Consider the following 17,941-nt stretch of genomic DNA (forward strand, 5'->3'; position numbering starts at 1 on the left):
TGCCCGCGTGCCACGTGAAATCGATTCGGCTGTCTTCCCCCATCTGGATGCGGACCTGGACCGTATCCGTGACGTTCTCGGACCCGTTCGGCTGGAGGGCAGATCTGAACTGGCTGCGCTCACCGACGACGGGCCGGGCACCTCTCGCCGCCTGGTCCGTCCCACGTTGACCCTCTTGTCGTACTACCTGCTCACCGATCCCGCGGCCCCGGCCGACGATCGGGTCGTGCGCGCCGCCGCTGCCGTCGAGTTGCTGCATCTGGGCTCGCTCTACCACGACGACGTCATCGATCACGCATACCAGCGTCGAGGCCGTCCCAGTGCCAATGTGGTGTGGGGTTCGCATATGGCCGTACTGGGTGGGGATTCCGTGATGCTCACAAGTGTGCGCATGCTGGCCGAACTCGGGCAGCGCGAGGTTCTCGCGGGGGCCATCGCGGGTGAGCAAATGTGCGCGGGCATGGTGATCGAGGCCGCCGACCTCTACACGGCGTCCCGCAGCGAGCAGTCCTACCTGGACGCGATCGACGGCAAGACGGCGGCGGTGCTCTCGCTGGCATGCCGGGTGGGCGCGATGCAGGCAGGCCGGCCCGAGCGTCAAGAAGAGGCGTTGTCTTTGTTCGGCCGATACTTCGGGCTGGCTTACCAGCTGTGTGACGACATCCTCGATCTGACTTCGACCGCCGAAGAAATGGGCAAGCCCGTCAACGCGGATCTGCCCGAGGGCATCTACACACTTCCGGTGATCCGCGCGGCCGCCCGCGATAGAAGCCTTGGTCGCCTACTGCACGGCAGAATGACGCGTGGGCAAGCCGCAAGTGCCCGCGAACTCGTCATCGCCTGCGGCGCCGTGGACGAAGCACAAGCGACGGCTGATGATTTCATGGACCGGGCCGCCGGTCAGCTCGCCACCCTGCCCGTCGACCCGCGCGCCCGCCAGGCGATGACCGCTTACGCCCGGTCCATACTCGACCGGCGAACTGCCGAGCCCGCAGTCCCCCGGCAGTCGACGCAGCCACCCCGAGCGCACGGTAGTGGGCTTCCGCCGCAGCTTGCGCAATGGCTGAGGAGCTGGCTGGTGGACACCGGCCTCGCCACCTCCCCTGCCGAGGCCGACTACCACCGGTGGACCGGAGCGATCCGGATCCCGGCACAGACCCTGGCCCCAGCTGCGAACGCGACTCGTGAACAGACCGCCTACGCAATGGCCGTGCTGGTCCTTGCCTGGGACGACCTCTTCGAGGATCCGCAACTGAGGGACCCGGAAGCCGTGACCGCGCTGAGACGTGGCATGGTGGCGACACTGCGCCAGGACCCGGCGAAACAGTGGCGGCGCGGCGCGATTCCGGCGGCTTGGGCGAGTATATGGCCGCGGCTGCGCGAGGGCCGGACCACCCGCTGGCAGGAGCGGTTCCTCGACACCCTCGAGGAGTGGTTCGAAGCCGCCGAACGCGAAGCGCACCATCGCATCAACGGCTACATCCCTTCCACGGCCGACTACCTGCCGCTGCGGATGTCGACGAGTGGGATCGAAACCGCCATCGCCTGCATGGAGGTGTACCACGACCGGGAACTGCCCTCGAAGCTGCGCAACCACCCCGTGATCCGCCGTCTCGAGGAACTCGCCTTCTGGGTCACCTTCGTGGAGAACGACCTGGTGGGGCTGGATCAGGACGAGGCAGACCAAGTCCCCTATAACCTGGTGCGGGCGGTCCGTCACGAAACCGGCTGCACCCGCCGCGAAGCCGTAGAGCAGGTACAGCGCCAAGTGGCGGACCAGCGCACCCAACTCGAGGCGGTGATCCACTACGTCCCCGCGCTCCTGCGCGTTCTACCCGGCCTGCCCGACCGGGGAAAGGGCTACGCGGAAATGTATGTGAACATAACGAGCGTGGGGCTGTGGGGGCGTGAGAGCGATCGGTACATGCCTACCTCCGCTACCGCAGCGCCGGACCTGGAACGTTTGCGCCGTGAGGTCTACCTCTCGGCCGCCGAACCGGTTCCTTCCGCGTCGTAGTCCGTAACCGGCAAAGCAGGGTATGTTCCCGTGCGTCCACCGTGTGGTCGTGCGGGACGCCCTCAGCGCTTCGCCGGCTGTCTCGACCTTGTCGGTCCGGGGAGGCGCATCCACATCCTGGGTCGAAGACAGGAGCGGGTGCGTCGATGGAAAGCGACCAGTCCGACGAGGGCGCTCGCGGTGAACCAGACCAGTTGCACGGCGAAACCTGCCCTTGGCATGGCGTCGGAAAAACCGGCCGCGGTCGAAGCCTGCATCGCCCCGTAGGAGGGCAGCCAGCGCACGAAATCGCTGTCCGCCCCAGCGCTGGCGATGGGATTCTGTACGGCCATGTCGAAGCAGCTGATCATCGCGATGGCGAACATCCCCTCCACCTCGCGGCGCAGCAGCGCGCCGAGGGCGACACCCAGCGCCCCGTAGGTCATCGCCGCGCCGAAAAGTGCCGCGGCGAGCACGACAGGCTGCTGAGGCGACCAGTAGCAACTGATGACCGCGGTGGCGTACACGCAGACCACTGCCGAGGCCACCACGAGGCAGGCGATCTTCGCCAAACCCAAAGCGACCCGGGGATACCCGGCCATCGACAGACGCCGGTCGAATGCTCCGCTGCTGAAAGTCGCCGCGAACATCATGAACCCAATGATCAGTGAGACCGCCATCAGGGCGCCGCTGATCTGAGCGAGCTCATTGCCGTTGGCGCGCAGAACCAGACCGGTGTATCGAAGCCGGAACGGCACCTGGATGTCTGTGACGGCCACGCGCACCACGGTGATCAATATGGGAAGGAAGACAGCCACCAACAGCATGGCGAACCGGTTACGAGCATGCTCGATGAGGCCGTAGCGCGTGGCGATCACGAACAGCCGCACACCATCACTCATCCGGCGTGCTCCTGTCCGCCTCGTAAGACGCCGTCGTACAACCGCCACACCTGATCCAGCTTGTCGGTGTCGTGAGCCAGGTGCGACACCACCAGAACCGACCGGCCGGTGTCACGCAACACCGCGACCAACTCCCAGAAACGCAGATACGTCTCCCAGTCGAAACCCTGATACGGCTCATCCAGCAGCAGAATCTGCGGATCGTGCATCACCGCCAGCGTGAGGTTGAGCTTCTGCCGCGTACCGCCGCTGAGCGTTCCGACCCGTTCACCGGCATATTCGGAGAAGCGCAAGATCTCCATCGTCTCCTCGGCCCGCCGTAGGTTCGGGATCGCATAGGCCGCAGCAAAGAAGTCCAGGTGCTGACGAACCGTGAAGACGTCGTTCAAGACCACCTGCTGAGGGCAGTAACCGAACCGCCCACGGTGCCGGACCACCCCACGGTCCGGTCGCAGCTCTCCAGACAAAACCTTCAACAGCGTCGACTTACCTGCCCCGTTCTCACCGACGATGCCCACCAGCGCCCCCGCAGGCAACACGATGTCGATGCCACGCAGCACCGACCGCCTGCCGTACGAGTGGTGGACGCCCTCCACCTCCATCAACGCCCCTTACCCGCCGCCGATGTAATGGCCCGACAACGGCTCGAATGCTACCAATCGACAGCGAAAACCCGTGCTGGAACGCTCAATTCGTGGCACCCACACCCAGCGCGAGGACGTCCCGCCCTCCCTCGCGGCGAAACCCCCGGCCGCGACAGGCCCGCAAGTCCGGGCTGGTGCCGTCGATGGGCTCGATCGGCGACTGTGGGACAACGCCGTCATCGAATCCTTCTGGGGCAGAATGCAAACCGAGCTCCGCAGGTGGCCTCCGGCGCGGATGTGTGGCGATCCCTTCGGCATACGCGGTCTCGGTGTGCAGGGCGAAGCCGGTGCCCGCGGTGGGCGTTAGCCGGATCCCGCCCGGCGCTAACGGCCGGATCAGGGGGCGAGAGGGGTGTAGGTGGTGATTTCCCGGGACTCCAAGCGCGCGAGGCAGTCGCCTACGACGTGCTCCTGGAAATGATCCGAGGTGCGGTGCGCCTGGAAGGCCGCGGCGTCCACGTACTCCTCGTAGATCATGAACCGTCGTGGGTCGTCGGTGGAGACGTGCGCCTGGTACGCGAGGTTGCCCGGCTCCTGTCGGGACAGCGGGGTGATGAGCCGGATGATGTCGGCGACTGCGCTCTCCTGGCCGCCGCGGGCGGTCCATACAGCTTGCACGACATAGGTCATGGCCGGCGACTCTATGACGAGGGTCGCACTTTGTCACCTCTGCGCATGATGCTTGACAGGACGGGACGTAGCCGCCTAACGTCTCGTCAACCGACAGCACAGACGAAGACACCCTGTCAGTGGTCTTCCGTCTGTGCTTTCAGTCGTTGCCGTACCGCTGGCAGGGGTTTCAACCCCGAAAGGCGGCGGGCATGAATGACGGCCCTGCGAACACGAGAACGGCAGTCATCCGCAGCGCGGGAGACGTAGCCGACCTCATCGACACCCTCAAGACCCTGAGCGGTCGGACCAGCGGGATCTGGTTTCTCGCCCTGGCGGGACTGTTCCTGGACGCGTACTCCAACGCGGCGCTGGGGGCTGGCCTGTCCCCGATGGTCAAGCAGTTGGGCCTGTCGCCCACGCAGGTCGGTGTGCTCACGGCGATGGCCCCAGCCATCGCGATAGTCTCCAACCCCTTCGGCGGCTGGCTCGCTGCGCGGATCGGCCGGGTCAAGCCGCTGCTGATGACCAAGGTCGTCTTCGGGCTCGGCGCAGTGCTGACTGCGGCCGGCTCGGACTTCCAGACGGTCTTCGCCGGGCGGGCCCTGGTGGGCATCGCCTACGGCGTCGACTTCGCCGTGGCGATGGCCCTGCTGGCCGAGTACACCCCGGCCTCGCTCAAGGGCAGGCTCAACTTCTGGCAGGGCGTCTGGTACACCGCGACGACCACGAACCTCCTGCTCACCCTGGTGTTCTACAAGTTCGACGTCGGTGCGGACATCTGGCGCTGGTCCGTCGCCTCCTCGGCCGCGTTCGCGCTGCTGCTGTTCGTGCTGCAGCTGGTCTTCCTGGTGGAGAGTCCCACCTGGCTGGCGTCCAAGGGCAGGCTGCGGGAGTCCGTGGCGAACCTGCGCCGGATGTACGGGTTCGCGGCGGAAGAGGGGCCGCTGGAGACCGGGCAGGTCGAGAATGCCGGGCACCGGGTCGGGTTCCGAGACGCTGGCGTGCTGTTCCGCCACCCCTACCTCCCCCGGACCGTCTTGTCGACCGCGATCTCCCTCACCCAGGCCATGCAGTACTTCGCCGTGGGCTGGTACCTGCCGGTGATCAGTCTCGAGCTGTTCGGCAAGGAGTTCGAGACGGCGACCCTGGGCGCCATGGCGTTCAACGCGGTCGGCATCGTCGGTGGCTGCCTATCGGCTTACGCCGGGCGGCGGCTGGGTTTGCGGATCAGCTCGATGACCGGATACGCCGTGGTGTTCGTCGCGCTGCTGGTCATGGGCGCGACCTTCAAGCAGCTGCCTATCGGCCTGGCCGCGCTGCTGCCGGTGATATTCATCTTCTTCCACTCGGCGGGCCCCGGCCCCAACGGCAAGTCGATCGCGGCGCTCTCGTACCGGTCCGACATCCGCACGCTGGGCACCGGCGTGACCGGCATGCTCGGCAGCCTCGGATCGGTCGCGGGCCTGTATCTGTTCCCGCAGCTCCAATCGGGCATCGGGGTAGGCAACAGCCTGATGGTCCTGTCAGTGGTGCCGCTGGTCGGCCTGCTCGTGTGCGTAGCGATCAAGTGGGACCCGACCCGCGTCGAGGTGAACCTGGAAGAGGAGGCCATCGGCCGCCCTCAGCGCCAACCGGTGTCGGCCTGAACGGGTGAACGGCCCCGGACCGATGAAAGGACCTTCGCAGATGACCAGGGAGCGCCGCCGCGGCGTACTCAGCATCGATGAGGGCACCACGGGCACCCGTGCCGCCATCGTCCTCGACGATGGCGACACGGCGGCCCCGGCGTACCTGCCCATCTCGGTCAGATCCTCCGACCATCTGCGCGTCGAACAGGACGCGACGGAGATCTGGGTGAACACCGTCCGGGTCTGCCGTGAGGCGCTGGACTGGGCGGCCGCACACCAGGTGGAGGTCACCGGCGTGGCTATCTCCACCCAGCGCGCCACCGTCCTGCTGTGGGACACGGTGACCGGCTCGCCGCTCAGCCAGGCCGTGGTGTGGCAGGACCGCCGGTACGCGTCCCGGCTGCGGGAGTGGGAGCCGGAGTGGGACGCGCACCTCTTGGAGCACACCGGTCGGCCGGTCGGCTCCCGGGCGCCGCTGTTGTGGGCGGCGGAGGAGATCACCCGGAACGAGGCCGTCGGCAGGGCCCATGACCAGGGGAGGCTGGCCTTCGGCTCGGTCGACACCTGGCTCGTCTGGAAGCTCACTGAGGGCGCGCGCCACGTCATGTCCGCCACGAACGCCGTGGCCGTGGGCGCCTACGACCTGCGGACAGGAGACTGGCACGAGCCGTGGGTGGAGTTCCTCGGCTGCCCGCGCGACGTGCTGCCGCGGATCGTCGACGAGGACGGCGACTTCGGCGTCACCGACCCGCAGGTCCTCGGCGGGCGGCTGCCCATCCTGTCGGTCATGGGTGACCAGCACGCGGCGATGATTGCGCTCGGCGCCCACCGGCCCGGCCAGGCCACCTGTGTCCACGGAACAGGCACCTTCCTCGACGCCGTCGCGGGCGACCGTCCGCCCACCCACCGCTGCCAGGAGCCCGGCGTGCTCACGCTGGTCGGCTGGCGGTCCCGGGGCGCGTCCGTGTTCAGCGTGGAAGGTTATGCCGCGACGACCGGTTCCGCGATGCGCTGGCTGTGCGAAGAGATCGGGCTGTTCGAGTCGCCGAGCCGGCTGGCAGAACTCGCCCGCGAGCACACCGGCCCGACCCGGGTGAGGTTCCTGCCCGCCCTGGCGGGACTGCGGACTCCCGTCTGGTCGCCGGAGTCCACCGGGATCCTCACCGGCCTCAGCCTGTCCACGACCCGGGCCGAACTGGCCCGCGGCATCCTCGAAGGCTTCGCGCACTCGGTGTGTGACCTGCTGGAAGGCGTGGAGAAGGTCATGGGACAGCCCGTCACCGACCTGTTCTGCGGCGGCGGGCTCGCCGCCAGCGACGTGCTGATGTCCAGCCAGGCCGACCTGGTCGGCCGGCCGGTGCAGCGCGCCCGCGGCCATGAGACGGCCAGCCTGCGCGGCACGGCCTATCTCGGCGGCGTGCGGGCCGGGCTGTGGCCGAGCGTCGCGGCCGTCGTGGTGGGACTGCCGGCGGGCCCCGTCTTCGAACCCGCACTGCCCGACGCCGAGCGCCAGGACGCCCGCGCCGCGTGGCGCGACCTGGTGACCCGCCATGTCACGGCCGCCGCCGGCCACGGCGCTTCACCGCCGGAGCACGGTTCCCGCGGCTTCGAACCCGACTCACAGGAGGAATCAACATCGTGATCCGGCTTCCCGAACGCAAGGCGAGGTCAGAGACGAGGAGCGCCATCCGCCGGACGCCGCTGACGCTCGACCGCCGTGAGCAGATCGAACGGCTCGCCTCCAGCTCTGTAGACGTCCTCGTCGTCGGTGGCGGCGTGACCGGCTGCTACACCGCACTGGACGCCGTCACCCGCGGCCTGACCGTGGCGCTCGTGGAACGGGACGACTTCGCATCGGGCACGTCCTCCAAGTCATCCAAGATGGTGCACGGCGGCCTGCGCTACATCGAGCAGGGCAACTTGCCGCTGGTCCGGCGCTCGCTGGTGGAACGGCAGCGCTTCCGCCGCAACGCGCCGCACCTGGTGCAGCGACTGCCGTTCGTCTTCCCCGTGCTCGCCAAGGACGGCGTCTTCGACGCGCGCATCGCCACGGCCTTCGAGGGTCTGCTGTGGACCTACGACCTTGCCGGCGGGTGGCGCATCGGCAGGCTGCATCAGCGTCTCAGCGTGCCCGAGGTCCTTGCCCGTGCGCCGCGGCTGCGCGCCGACCGGCTCGAGGGCGGCCTTCTCTACTACGACAGCCGTACCGACGACGCACGCCTGACCCTGACCATCGCGCGGACGGCGGCGCATTTCGGGGCGACCGTGCTCAACGGCGCCAACTGCCGTGGCCTCCTCCGCGATGGCTGCAGGGTGCGGGGTGCGACCATCGAGGTCGACGGCCGGGACATCGACGTGCAGGCGGGTGTCGTGATCAACGCCACCGGGGTCTGGTCCGACACGCTGGACACCCTGTCGGATCCCGGCCACAGACCCCGGATCCGCCCCGCCAAGGGTGTGCACATCGTGGTGCCGTGGACCAGGCTGCCCGTCGACGGCACCGTGACCGTGCCGGTCCCGGGCCGGGCCCGTCGCGCCACCTGCACCCGCTGGGGGGACGTGGTCGTGGTCGGCACGACCGACACCGACTACGACGGCTCCCTGGACGAGGTGCTGTGCACGGGCGAGGAGATGCGGTACCTCCTCGACGGGGCCAACACCGCCTTCGACGCCGGCCTCACACCCTCGGACGTGATCGGCTCGATCGCTGGGCTCCGCCCTCTGGTCGGCGACACGGAGGGTGCCACCCTCGACATGAGCCGCGACCACCAGATCTCGACGGACGCGCGCGGGCTCGTCACCGTCACGGGCGGCAAGCTCACCACCAGCCGCCACATGGGCGAGCTCGTGGTCGACGAGGCGCTGAAGGTCCTCGGACGCCGGGCCCGCTGCCGGACGGTGCGGCTCCCCCTGCTGGGCGGAGCCGGCTACGACGCGGAGGCCACCTCGGCCACCGGGGGGCTGGGCGCACATCTGGGAGAGCGGTACGGCACCGAGGCCAGGTTCGTCGCCGGGCTGTTCACCGAGGACCCCTCCCTCGCCGAGCCGATCATCGAGGGCTCCGCCCACCTGCGGGCCGAGATCGTCTACGCGGCTCGCTGCGAGTTGGCGCGGACCGTCGACGACGTGCTGTCCCGCCGCACCCGGATGCGGTTGTTCGCCCGTGACCTGTCGGTGCAGGCGGCCCCGGAGGTCGGTCGGCTGCTCCAACAGGAGCTGGGTCTGTCGGACAAGGAGGTCGCCCGGCAGATCGACGACTACGCCGCGGGCATCGACCGCGAGAAGACCGTACTGATGAAGGGACTTTCATGATCAGCAGGCAAACCATCACACATCCGTTCAACCGGGGGGACTACGTCGTCGGCGCGCCCACCCCGCCGCGCTGGGCCGCCGACTGCCCGCCTGGCCAGGGGAAGGCCAGCCTGCAGGCTGCCGTGGTCGAGGTTCCCGAGTCGGTCGTCGCCGAACTGCGCACGGTCGCCGCCGCCGTGCACACGGACCGGGACGAGGTGATCCTGCGCACCCGCGACTGGTGGGCGGGCACGTCCATCAGCGAGACGGACGGCGCCCCGGCCACCCCGGACGCCGTGATCGTCGAGGCGGCCGACGAGGAACAGGTTGCCGCGGTGGTCCGGATCTGCCACGCGCAGGGCATCCCATTGACGGTCTCAGCCGGCCGCAGCAACGTCCTCGGCGCCGCCCTGCCGGTTTTCGGTGGGGTCGTGCTGGACGTCTGCCGCCTCAACCGGATCATCTCCTTCGACACCGAGTCGATGACCGTCGAGGTACAGGCGGGCATGTTCGGCGACCTGTTCGAGAAGGAACTGCAGGAGGCGCACGGCGCCACTACCGGGCACTGGCCGTCCGCCTTCGCCATCTCCACGGTCGGCGGCTGGGCGGCCTGCCGCGGCGCAGGCCAGCTGTCCACCCGGTACGGGAAGATCGAGGACATGGTCGTCGGGCTCGACGTGGTCCTGCCGGATGGCACCCCTGCCAGTTTCGGTACCTACCCCCGGGCCGCTGTAGGCCCCGACCTGCGCCAGCTGTTCATCGGCTCCGAGGGCACGCTCGGCGTGATCACTCGGCTGCGGCTGCGTACCCACCGGCTGCCCTCCTACGCGGTGGGCCTCGCCTACGGGTTCGGCACGTTCGCCGCAGGGCTGGACGCCTGCCGGGAGATCCTCCAACGGGGCGCGACACCCGCCGTGCTGCGCCTGTACGACGCGCACGAGAGCGGCACCCACTTCGGCGAGCCGGGCACTCACCTGCTGCTCGTCGCCGACGAGGGCGACCAGGCCCTGGTGGACGCGACCATGGCTGTTGTCGAGAAGGTCTGCGCCGAGCGGGCGCCGGTGACGCTCGACGGCACAGCGGTCCTCGCCCGCTGGCTGGACGAGCGGATGCTCGTCGGCAAGTCCGGTGACGGCTTCGCCAAGAGCCCCGGCTTCGTCGCCGACACCTGTGAGATCGCCGCGCCGTGGTCGATCCTGCCCGTGGTCTACGACGAGGTGGTGGCGGCCATCGAGGCGGTTCCCGGGACGCTGCGCGCGTCCGCGCACCAGTCGCACGCCTACACCGACGGAGCCTGCCTGTACTTCTCCCTGCGCGGCGACGTCGAACGGCCCCGCCGCCGCGAGTGGTACCGGGCCGCGTGGGACGCCGCCAACGAGGTACTCATCCGGCACGGCGCTGCGATCAGCCATCACCACGGCGTCGGGCTGCTGCGCTCGCCGTACGTCGAGCCGGCGCTGGGCAGTGGCTTCGGCACGCTGGTGGCGGTCAAACAGGCCCTCGACCCGGCAGGGATCATGAACCCGGGGAAGCTGGGGCTGCCCAGCCGTTTCGGGTCCGGCACCGGCAGGTCCACCCAGGGTTAGTGCATATGGTGGATCCGGTGAACCCTCGCCCGAAACGTCCCGTTGATCTGCGCCTCCTGGCGGCGCTGGCGGAGTATCCCGTCATGGCGTCGCTTGTCGGTGTGACGATGGCGGACCGGTTCCTCACGACCTCGACCCCGCTCGGCATCCTCGCCTCCGTCCCTCTCGGCGATCTGGAGGCGACGGTCCAGCGGACGGCCGCCGCAGGCAAGATCGTGTTCGTCAATATGGACTCGACGCCGGGCCTTGGCCACGACCCCGGCGCCCTGACCTACCTCAAAGGGATCGGGGCGATCGGGATCTGCTCCACCCGGGCGGCGATCATCGAGCGGGCGAGTGGCCTCGGCCTGCTGGCGATGCAGAAGGTGTTCGTGACAGATCGCTCCAACCTGCATCGCAGCATCCAGTCCATCGCCCGGTCGAATCCGGACATGGTTCAGCTCATGCCCGCGATCGTGCTGCGCTACATGGAGCGGCAGGCCAGGGACCTCGGGGTGCCGTATCTCGCGGCCGGGTTCGTCCAGGAGGAGGCGGACGTGGTCGAGGCGCTCCAGCATGGCGCTGCCGGCGTCTGTACCTCGGATGAGGACCTGTGGGAGCTGCGTCGCTCGTCCCTGCGCACCTCCTGAACTTCCCCACCCCTGCCCGTTTCGACCCGCGCAGGCACCGACAAGGCCCAGCTCGCCGATGCGGTCGACAGCGTGTCGAGGGTGCTCGATACCCTCCCGGACAATCTGCGCTCGTCCTTGGGGTTGTACTACGGTGCCGCCGTCTTTCGGGACTTCTGCCCGGTCCATCCAGTCCGTCAGTGAATCGGCGAAATCCTTCTGAACGAAGCCCTGCTCATTGATGCCGCGCGGGTACCGCTGCAGCATCAACGACGGTCCTTCAGGTGAGGCAACATCACCGCGGCGACCTCGCCGTAGTAATCGACGAGGTCGCCCTCGGTGATTCCGTCGGCCGGGAACAGCACCCGGTCCGCGTGGGTGATCTCGACATCGATGCGAGCCATCAGCGTGTCTCCCTCACGATTTCGTCGGCGGCCTTGTCAGTACGCAGGCCGGTGTAACGCGGGTGGCGCAGTTTGCCGGACGGTCGGTGACGGCCTTTCTTGTGGGATCGCCCACGATGCCCGACTACTCGGCGCCGCGACTGGTGAAGTCGAAGGATCCGCCGTCGATGCCCCAGGAGATGACCCGTTCGGGGTGAATTCGGATGACCGCGCGTTCCTGGGGTTGGAACGGTGGCTCCTCGTCATCGAGCGCCTCGGCCGTGCCGCGTACCTCGATGCCGCGAATCACGTATGGCTCCAATGAAACCTGTTGGTCGATGACGAACGACACCCGGCTGCCCGCCTCGACATTGCGGTACTTTCGACTGGCACGCATCCGTATGCCCCCGATGTCGATCGTGCCGTCGGCGTTCACCCGATAGCTGGTCGGGTTATTCTGCACAACGCCGTCGGGCGACACCGTGGCCAGCCGGCCGATCCCGGCCTCCGCGAGGAACTGCTGTTCATTGATGGTGAAGGTCATGTCGGTTACTCCTCAGTGAATTCGATATCAGGTGTGCCCCCGGCGATCAGCCGGAAGTTGTCGGGTGCGGGAAGCGCAAGCTGTTGCCTGCCGCGTCCCGCGCGTCTTGCGTCGGCGGTTCAGGACCGCGACATCGTGGAGGATGGCTACTTGCTCTGAGATCAGAACAGAATCAGCGCGGCGCACAGTCCGGCAATGGCAATGAACTGCAGGGTGACCCGGTACTTCAGAATGCTGTCCCACTTGTCCTGCAGCGCACGGGCATCGGCGGGAATGATGCCGCTCTGGGCGGCGGCGGTCTGCTGGGTATTGATCGGTTTGGCGATGCGGACGTAGAAGGCGAGCCAGGTCAGCAGCGCCGCCACCGTGATCCCTGCCGCGACAGCGGCGCCGATCTGCCCGGCCAGCAGTGCGATCAGCAGCGTGAGCACCGCAGTGACCACACCGCCCGCACCGACAACGGGCATGCGCTTGTCGCCGTAGTAGTGACCCCATCCTGCACTCATGGTCACGGTCGCGTCATCGAGCTTGCGGTAAACGGACCGGGTGATCACGGCCCCGCAGACATCTGTGCCATAGACGATGGCATTGGCGAGAACGGCGACGGCGGCGATGATCTGGCCGGTGACAATGAGCATTTTCGGCTTCCCTTCCCAAGTTCTAGCAGCGCTAGAAACTAGAGCAACGGTAACATTCGTCCACTAGCTTGTCTGCGTTGCTAGATTTCAGATCGCTACGGCGGGTCGCGCTCGGATCAGCAAGCTGCACATGCCCGTTCCGGCCGAGCGGACTCTGTCGCCCGGCAAGCCGGTCACCGAACGCTGGCCTGCTGGTTCCGCTGGGGCTCATCGCGGTCCCGGTCCTCGTCGACAGGGGTTGCGAGCAGCCTGACCGCGTCGGGGTCGGCGATCGACCACACCTGGCAACCCCCACCTTGACGCCGGTGAGCTGACCTGCCGCCCGGTGATGCCGCCGCAGCTCAGGCGGCGGCATCACTGCCACGCACCGAGCCCCCGCAGAAACGCACTCATCTGCCGCGTACAGCGCTGAAACTGCTCGCCATGCTCCAGCCCGGTCGACGCACCGCAGACCAGTTCAGCTACGGAAGCGGATTGGGTCCGGAATCGTTCGGTTGCGAGGGCAATTCGGCTCCAAACCGGTCGATCGCTGCCTAAGGGTCGGTCGCCAGCGGGGAGACTGCGAGGCTGTCGACGTCGGCGTGGGCATGTCGCGTTCGGCGTCGAGCCCTGGGCCTTGTGGTGCGGTGCCGGGCTGTGTCGGGTTCGACTACTTGGAGCGCACGATGATCAACGGAATTTCCACCGAATGCAGGAGGGCGTTGCTGGTGGAGCCGAGGATCATGCTGGCAAAGCCGCCGCGGCCGTGGCTGCCGACGACGACGAGTTGGGCGTTCGCGGATTCTTCGAGGAGGGAGCGGACGGGCCGATCGACGACGACGATGCGGTGGACCGGGACATCCGGGTACTTGTCGCTGTAGCCAGCGAGGCTTTCGGCCAGGACGACTTGCTCTTGCCGATGTAAGTCGGCCCAGTCCCCGATCGGCAGATCCAGGCCCGTGACATCACTCCAGGCGTGCAGGGCGACGACACCCACGCCGCGTAGGGAAGCTTCCTCGAAGGCGAGCTCGATAGCGAGAGCGCTGTTGTCGGTGCCGTCGACACCGACCAGAATCGGCTTGGTCGCCCACACCGCGTCGATCGCGGCCGTACCGTGGATCACCGCGACCGGGCAACGGGCATGCTGGGTGGTGGCCGTGCTGACCGAGCCGAGTAACCCCCGCTGGAAGGCGCCCAGGCCGCGGCTGCCGACGACCAGCATTCTGGTGTGCTGGGAGCGCTCGATCAGCGTGGGAATGATCGACTCGAACGTCACCTCGCTGGTGATGCCCGGCTCCGCGGCGGGCGCCGCCGTGCGGGCCACACGCGTTGCCTCATCAAGGATCCGCTCGCCGTCGCCGCGCAGCAACTCCAGGTCCGCCTCCCCTAGAGACATGCCCGGACCGAAGCCGGTCGGGATCGCCATCGAGGTGAGGATGTGCAACGGACTGCGGTGCCGCGTGGCTTCTACCGCCGCCCAGGCGACGGCATGATACGAGCTGGCCGAGCCGTCCACGGCCGCGAGAATCGGATTGCCTACCATGCGGTTTCCCTTCGCTTCACAAATCACTACTTGGCCCCCACGAGGGATACCCGGTTTCGGCTGCGTGACGCCGGACCGCAACACCGCCAACCGACGCGGGCATCGGATTGCTCGGCCTCACCAATGGCGAAGAGCTCCGCAAGGCTGTCCGGCTGGTCCTCGATCGCCGTGACGACTACGTCGGTGAGTGGGCCGCGATGAAGGTGGTCTCGGCCCGGCTGGGGATGACCACGGACCGCGGATCGGCTACTCGGTGACCCGATCGTCCGGGGCTTCCAGCGTGTGCAGCAGAGTTCGTAAGAGGTCTTCGAGGGCGGCTTGCCCGGCTTCGGGGAGTGCGGAAAGTAGTCGCGTGACGTTGGCGGTGTGCGCGGTCATCGCCTCGTCCACCGTGGTGTAGCCCTTTTCGGTCAACCGGACGTGGAAACTGCGCCGGTCGTTGGGGTCGAGTGTGCGTTCGACGAGGCCGGAGGCCACCAGTCGATCGATCCGGTTGGTCATCCCCGCTCTCGTGAGCAACAGCGCGGCCGAGAGCTGTGAGGGGATGAGGGTGTACGGCTCGCCCGTCCGGCGCAGGGTCGCCAGAACATCGAATTCGCCTGGCTGGAGTCCAAATTCGGTGAATACTCGTTCCTGTGCCGGGCGGAGGAGAAGAGCCGCCCGGCCGAGGCGGCCGACGATGCCGATCGCGGTCAGATCGAGGTCCGGGCGTTCACGCGCCCAAGCTGCGACAGCAGCGTCGATGGAGTCGGGTTCGGGGGTGTTCTCACTCATGGCCCCATCCTATTCGACCTTTTACAGTTTGACATCTAACTATCAAATGTGTGACCATCTTCGCAGACCGCCATCCGGTCCCGCCTCCAAGGAGACACCGCAATGCGCAAAATCATCGCTTCGACCCACTCCACACTCGACGGCTACATCGACAATCCGCACGAATGGTCGATGAGCTACGCCGACGAAGAAGCCCAGAAACTCGCCTTCGATATGACCCTGGGCGCCGACGCGCTCCTCTTGGGCCGGGTGACCTACGAGGGCATGGCGCAGGCTTGGCCGAGCATGGGTGGCAACCCCTACGCCGACCACGTCAACGCCGTCACCAAGTACGTCGTCGCCTCCGAGCCGGTCGACACAACCGCATGGGGCCCCGCCGAGGTCATCGGCGGTGACGAATTGATCGCCACCGTCACCGAACTCAAGAACCGGGACGGCAGAGACATCCTCATCTGGGGCACCGGCCGGCTCACCGACGCCCTCAGCGCGGCGGGTCTGCTCGACGAGTACCGGATCTCGATCGTCCCGGTCATCAAGGGCGGCGGCCAGCCACTGTTCCGGCCGGCCAGCGCCGCCACCCTGGAACTGGCCGACTCCACCACCTTCGGCACCGGCGCCGTCGCGCTGACCTATCGCCCCGTCGGCCAGCGCTGACCACCACCATCGAGTTCCATGGAGGATGCCATGAACGACGAAGTCACCCAATACATCGACAAGTTGCTGCCGTGGCAGATCGACGTTTGCCGACAGTTGCGCGCCATGATCCACAAGACGATCCCCACCGTCGATGAGCAGATCCAGTACGGCAAACCGCACTTTCTGAAGAACGGCCGGCATGCGGCGGTGATCCACGTGGCGAAGAACAAGCTGTCGTTCATGGTGTTCAATGCCACCGAGGTCGACGTGGTCAAAGGAGTGCTCAGGTCGATGGGCAACGGTGAACGCAAGACCGCCGATATCGTCGAGGGGGAAGATGTCGACTATGACCTGCTCGCCGAGTTCTTGGCAAAGGCGAGCAGCGGCCTCTGAATGGGCCGGGCCATGTAGAGGAGTTGCTTGTCACGGTGATGCCGTTGCGTCGGACGAGAACTCACCCTTCGCGGTATGTCATGCCTTCGAGGGCGTAGCCGGATGGGTCACACAGCCGCTGACGCTGTTGTTCGCACCGCGAACCATCTGGGTACGGTGAGCGCATGCACGACAGGATGCAGAGTCGGGCGGGCCGCCCGCGGGATCGCGGACTGGACGCCGCCTTGCTGGCGGCCGCGGCACAGTTGGTCGTCGAGCGCGGCTACGGCGCCCTCACCCTGCAAGCGGTAGCCGACGAGGCGGCAACGAGCCGTCCAGCCCTGTACCGCCGCTTCTCGGACCGGGCCGAACTCGTCATGGCACTGCTGGCCGACCGGTACGGACTACAGCCGGGCGCGCAGGATCTAGGCGGACTCGAGGCCGAGATGCTGGCCATCCAGCACCACCAGATGGAACTGTTCAACGACCCCGTAGTGCGCATGGCGGTGCCGGGCTTGCTGGAAGACCTGTCCCGCAGCCAGGATCTCGCTCGTCGTTTCCATGAGCAATTCCTGCATCCCCGGCGGGTCTCGACCGCGTCCATCCTGGATCGCGCGGTGGAACGGGGAGAAATCGGCGCGGGAACCGACCCCGAATGGATCTGTGACCTGATCACCGGCCCGATGCTGATGCGCGCGCTGATACCGACGCTGGGTCCGATCGATGAGGAGTTGGTGCAGCTGACCGTTCATTCCGCGCTCGATGCGGTCGGCTACCGGCGTAGTCAATAGTCGATTGTGGTTGACATCACATCCTCGGCTCGCCTATCGTCAATTTCATTACGCGATGTAACGGAATTGATGGGAGGCGTCATGCGGGTTGACGTGGAATTCACCAGTGGTGGCGTGACCTTGCGCGGTTGGTTGTATGAGCCGGTGAACACCGCAGCGGCCGGGGTTCCCCTGGTGGTCATGACACATGGGTTCGCTGGGGTCAAAGAGTGGGTGGCGCCGTTTGCCGAGGTCTTCAGCAAGGCAGGCCTCGCGTGTCTCGTGTACGACCACCGCGGATTCGGGACCTCCGACGGGGAGCCGCGCTACGAGGTGGATCCCATGGCGCAGGTCGACGGCTATCGCGATGCGATTACCTTCGCGCAGACCTTGGACGGTATCGATCCCGACCGTATCGCGGTGTGGGGCACCAGCTTCGCCGGCGCGCACGCGCTGGTTGTCGCGGCCATCGACCGGCGGGTACGTGCGGTGGTCTCCCAGGTGCCGCTGACCCACGGGTGGGCTATGTTCAGTCGGCTGGTGTCGCCGATCGCGCTGCCCGCCATGCATGAGGCCATCGCGGCCGACCGCCTCGCCCGTGCTGCCGGCAAGCCGTACCAGATGATCAAGTCGGCTTCTGATGATCCCACCGATTTGGTCGCGATGCCGGGCGCGGATGTCTACGAGTGGCTGATGGCGAACGGGCCGCAAATCCCCACCTGGCGCAACGAAGTCACCCTTTCCAGTGTGGACAAGCTCCAGTCCTACGCTCCGGAAGCGTTCCTGCGGCGGGTTTCACCGACACCGTTGTTGATGGTAATCGCCGACAACGACACACTGACCCCGACCGACGTCGCGCTGACCAGCTATGCCGAGGCATTGGAACCGAAACAGCTCGAACTGATACCCGGCGGCCATTTCGAGGTGTACGGCGAACGGTTCGACCAGGCATCCAGCGCCGCTCGCAACTTCCTGCTCACCCACCTGGCCCGCTGATCGCCCACTGGAATTGCGTTGCGGGACAAAGTATCTACA

General features: G+C 67.2%; 18 protein-coding genes. 10 read left to right on the forward strand and 8 right to left on the reverse strand.

Translation table 11 applies throughout. From position 1 onward, the window contains the following. Positions 1-7 precede the first annotated feature (7 nt). Positions 8-2,017 carry a polyprenyl synthetase family protein gene (locus OHA40_RS31305; RefSeq protein WP_330230413.1) on the forward strand — a complete coding sequence of 670 codons (2,010 nt, stop codon included), beginning with the start codon at positions 8-10 and terminating at the stop codon, positions 2,015-2,017. Positions 2,018-2,079: 62 nt separating this feature from the next. Here OHA40_RS31305 and OHA40_RS31310 read toward each other — a convergent pair whose 3' ends face one another. From OHA40_RS31310 to OHA40_RS31320, 3 genes are all read right to left on the reverse strand, one after another. Next, the gene (locus tag OHA40_RS31310) at positions 2,080-2,898 is read right to left on the reverse strand and encodes a hypothetical protein (RefSeq protein ID WP_330230414.1); all 819 of its coding nucleotides are present in this window, start codon (positions 2,896-2,898) and stop codon (positions 2,080-2,082) included. Further along, the gene (locus OHA40_RS31315) at positions 2,895-3,458 is read right to left on the reverse strand and encodes an ABC transporter ATP-binding protein (RefSeq protein WP_330230415.1); all 564 of its coding nucleotides are present in this window, start codon (positions 3,456-3,458) and stop codon (positions 2,895-2,897) included. The genes OHA40_RS31310 and OHA40_RS31315 overlap by 4 nt, the downstream gene beginning before the upstream one ends. A 420-nt stretch (positions 3,459-3,878) precedes the next feature. Beyond that, positions 3,879-4,172, reverse strand: coding sequence for a putative quinol monooxygenase (locus tag OHA40_RS31320; RefSeq protein ID WP_330230416.1), 294 nt, complete (start codon positions 4,170-4,172; stop codon positions 3,879-3,881). A gap of 191 nt (positions 4,173-4,363) precedes the next feature. On the opposite strand from OHA40_RS31320, the gene OHA40_RS31325 reads away from it, so the two are divergent. The 5 genes from OHA40_RS31325 to OHA40_RS31345 are packed head-to-tail and all read left to right on the forward strand — an operon-like array spanning position 4,364 to position 11,288. Next, complete coding sequence (locus tag OHA40_RS31325; RefSeq protein WP_330230417.1) at positions 4,364-5,800, forward strand: MFS transporter; 1,437 nt, start codon at positions 4,364-4,366, stop codon at positions 5,798-5,800. 40 nt (positions 5,801-5,840) lie between these two features. Then, complete coding sequence (locus tag OHA40_RS31330; RefSeq protein WP_330230418.1) at positions 5,841-7,424, forward strand: FGGY family carbohydrate kinase; 1,584 nt, start codon at positions 5,841-5,843, stop codon at positions 7,422-7,424. Further along, positions 7,421-9,094: a glycerol-3-phosphate dehydrogenase/oxidase gene (locus OHA40_RS31335; RefSeq protein WP_330230419.1), complete on the forward strand. Its 1,674-nt coding sequence runs from the start codon at positions 7,421-7,423 to the stop codon at positions 9,092-9,094. The genes OHA40_RS31330 and OHA40_RS31335 overlap by 4 nt, the downstream gene beginning before the upstream one ends. Beyond that, entirely contained in the window at positions 9,091-10,659 is a 1,569-nt protein-coding gene (locus OHA40_RS31340) for an FAD-binding oxidoreductase (RefSeq protein ID WP_330230420.1), read from the forward strand. The genes OHA40_RS31335 and OHA40_RS31340 overlap by 4 nt, the downstream gene beginning before the upstream one ends. Positions 10,660-10,667: 8 nt before the next feature. Further along, positions 10,668-11,288, forward strand: a complete 621-nt coding sequence (locus OHA40_RS31345) for a glycerol-3-phosphate responsive antiterminator (RefSeq protein ID WP_330230421.1) — start codon at positions 10,668-10,670, stop codon at positions 11,286-11,288. 245 nt (positions 11,289-11,533) lie between these two features. Here the strand turns inward: OHA40_RS31345 and OHA40_RS31350 are convergent, their stop codons facing one another. From OHA40_RS31350 to OHA40_RS31370, 5 genes are all read right to left on the reverse strand, one after another. Further along, positions 11,534-11,671, reverse strand: a complete 138-nt coding sequence (locus OHA40_RS31350; protein WP_330230422.1) for a hypothetical protein — start codon at positions 11,669-11,671, stop codon at positions 11,534-11,536. 124 nt (positions 11,672-11,795) lie between these two features. Next, on the reverse strand, positions 11,796-12,194 hold the full coding sequence (locus OHA40_RS31355; protein WP_330230423.1) for a PPOX class F420-dependent oxidoreductase: 399 nt from the start codon (positions 12,192-12,194) through the stop codon (positions 11,796-11,798). A 161-nt stretch (positions 12,195-12,355) separates the two neighbouring features. Further along, positions 12,356-12,832 carry a DUF1772 domain-containing protein gene (locus OHA40_RS31360; protein ID WP_330230424.1) on the reverse strand — a complete coding sequence of 159 codons (477 nt, stop codon included), beginning with the start codon at positions 12,830-12,832 and terminating at the stop codon, positions 12,356-12,358. 649 nt (positions 12,833-13,481) lie between these two features. After that, on the reverse strand, positions 13,482-14,354 hold the full coding sequence (locus tag OHA40_RS31365; protein ID WP_330230425.1) for a universal stress protein: 873 nt from the start codon (positions 14,352-14,354) through the stop codon (positions 13,482-13,484). Between the two features lie 246 nt (positions 14,355-14,600). Next, entirely contained in the window at positions 14,601-15,128 is a 528-nt protein-coding gene (locus OHA40_RS31370; protein ID WP_330230426.1) for a MarR family winged helix-turn-helix transcriptional regulator, read from the reverse strand. 102 nt (positions 15,129-15,230) lie between these two features. On the opposite strand from OHA40_RS31370, the gene OHA40_RS31375 reads away from it, so the two are divergent. From OHA40_RS31375 to OHA40_RS31390, 4 genes are all read left to right on the forward strand, one after another. Beyond that, a complete protein-coding gene (locus OHA40_RS31375) occupies positions 15,231-15,782 on the forward strand; it encodes a dihydrofolate reductase family protein (protein WP_330230427.1) in 552 nt (183 codons plus the stop codon). Between the two features lie 30 nt (positions 15,783-15,812). After that, complete coding sequence (locus OHA40_RS31380; RefSeq protein ID WP_330230428.1) at positions 15,813-16,157, forward strand: DUF1801 domain-containing protein; 345 nt, start codon at positions 15,813-15,815, stop codon at positions 16,155-16,157. Positions 16,158-16,321: 164 nt separating this feature from the next. Beyond that, positions 16,322-16,927 (forward strand): TetR/AcrR family transcriptional regulator, encoded by a 606-nt coding sequence (locus tag OHA40_RS31385; protein ID WP_330230429.1) that lies wholly within the window; start codon positions 16,322-16,324, stop codon positions 16,925-16,927. 81 nt (positions 16,928-17,008) lie between these two features. Then, the gene (locus OHA40_RS31390; RefSeq protein ID WP_330230430.1) at positions 17,009-17,902 is read left to right on the forward strand and encodes an alpha/beta hydrolase; all 894 of its coding nucleotides are present in this window, start codon (positions 17,009-17,011) and stop codon (positions 17,900-17,902) included. Positions 17,903-17,941 lie beyond the last annotated feature (39 nt).

Source organism: Nocardia sp. NBC_00508, from assembly GCF_036346875.1.
Lineage (GTDB): Bacteria > Actinomycetota > Actinomycetes > Mycobacteriales > Mycobacteriaceae > Nocardia.

Excerpts from the sequence above, each read along its gene's own strand:
- OHA40_RS31310 (WP_330230414.1), bottom strand. The coding sequence starts at position 2,898 with ATGAGTGATGGTGTGCGGCTGTTCGTGATCGCCACGCGCTACGGCCTC.
- OHA40_RS31320 (WP_330230416.1), bottom strand. The coding sequence starts at position 4,172 with ATGACCTATGTCGTGCAAGCTGTATGGACCGCCCGCGGCGGCCAGGAG.
- OHA40_RS31325 (WP_330230417.1), top strand. The coding sequence starts at position 4,364 with ATGAATGACGGCCCTGCGAACACGAGAACGGCAGTCATCCGCAGCGCG.
- OHA40_RS31330 (WP_330230418.1), top strand. The coding sequence starts at position 5,841 with ATGACCAGGGAGCGCCGCCGCGGCGTACTCAGCATCGATGAGGGCACC.
- OHA40_RS31340 (WP_330230420.1), top strand. The coding sequence starts at position 9,091 with ATGATCAGCAGGCAAACCATCACACATCCGTTCAACCGGGGGGACTAC.
- OHA40_RS31350 (WP_330230422.1), bottom strand. The coding sequence starts at position 11,671 with ATGGCTCGCATCGATGTCGAGATCACCCACGCGGACCGGGTGCTGTTC.
- OHA40_RS31355 (WP_330230423.1), bottom strand. The coding sequence starts at position 12,194 with ATGACCTTCACCATCAATGAACAGCAGTTCCTCGCGGAGGCCGGGATC.
- OHA40_RS31360 (WP_330230424.1), bottom strand. The coding sequence starts at position 12,832 with ATGCTCATTGTCACCGGCCAGATCATCGCCGCCGTCGCCGTTCTCGCC.
- OHA40_RS31365 (WP_330230425.1), bottom strand. The coding sequence starts at position 14,354 with ATGGTAGGCAATCCGATTCTCGCGGCCGTGGACGGCTCGGCCAGCTCG.
- OHA40_RS31370 (WP_330230426.1), bottom strand. The coding sequence starts at position 15,128 with ATGAGTGAGAACACCCCCGAACCCGACTCCATCGACGCTGCTGTCGCA.
- OHA40_RS31375 (WP_330230427.1), top strand. The coding sequence starts at position 15,231 with ATGCGCAAAATCATCGCTTCGACCCACTCCACACTCGACGGCTACATC.
- OHA40_RS31380 (WP_330230428.1), top strand. The coding sequence starts at position 15,813 with ATGAACGACGAAGTCACCCAATACATCGACAAGTTGCTGCCGTGGCAG.
- OHA40_RS31385 (WP_330230429.1), top strand. The coding sequence starts at position 16,322 with ATGCACGACAGGATGCAGAGTCGGGCGGGCCGCCCGCGGGATCGCGGA.
- OHA40_RS31390 (WP_330230430.1), top strand. The coding sequence starts at position 17,009 with ATGCGGGTTGACGTGGAATTCACCAGTGGTGGCGTGACCTTGCGCGGT.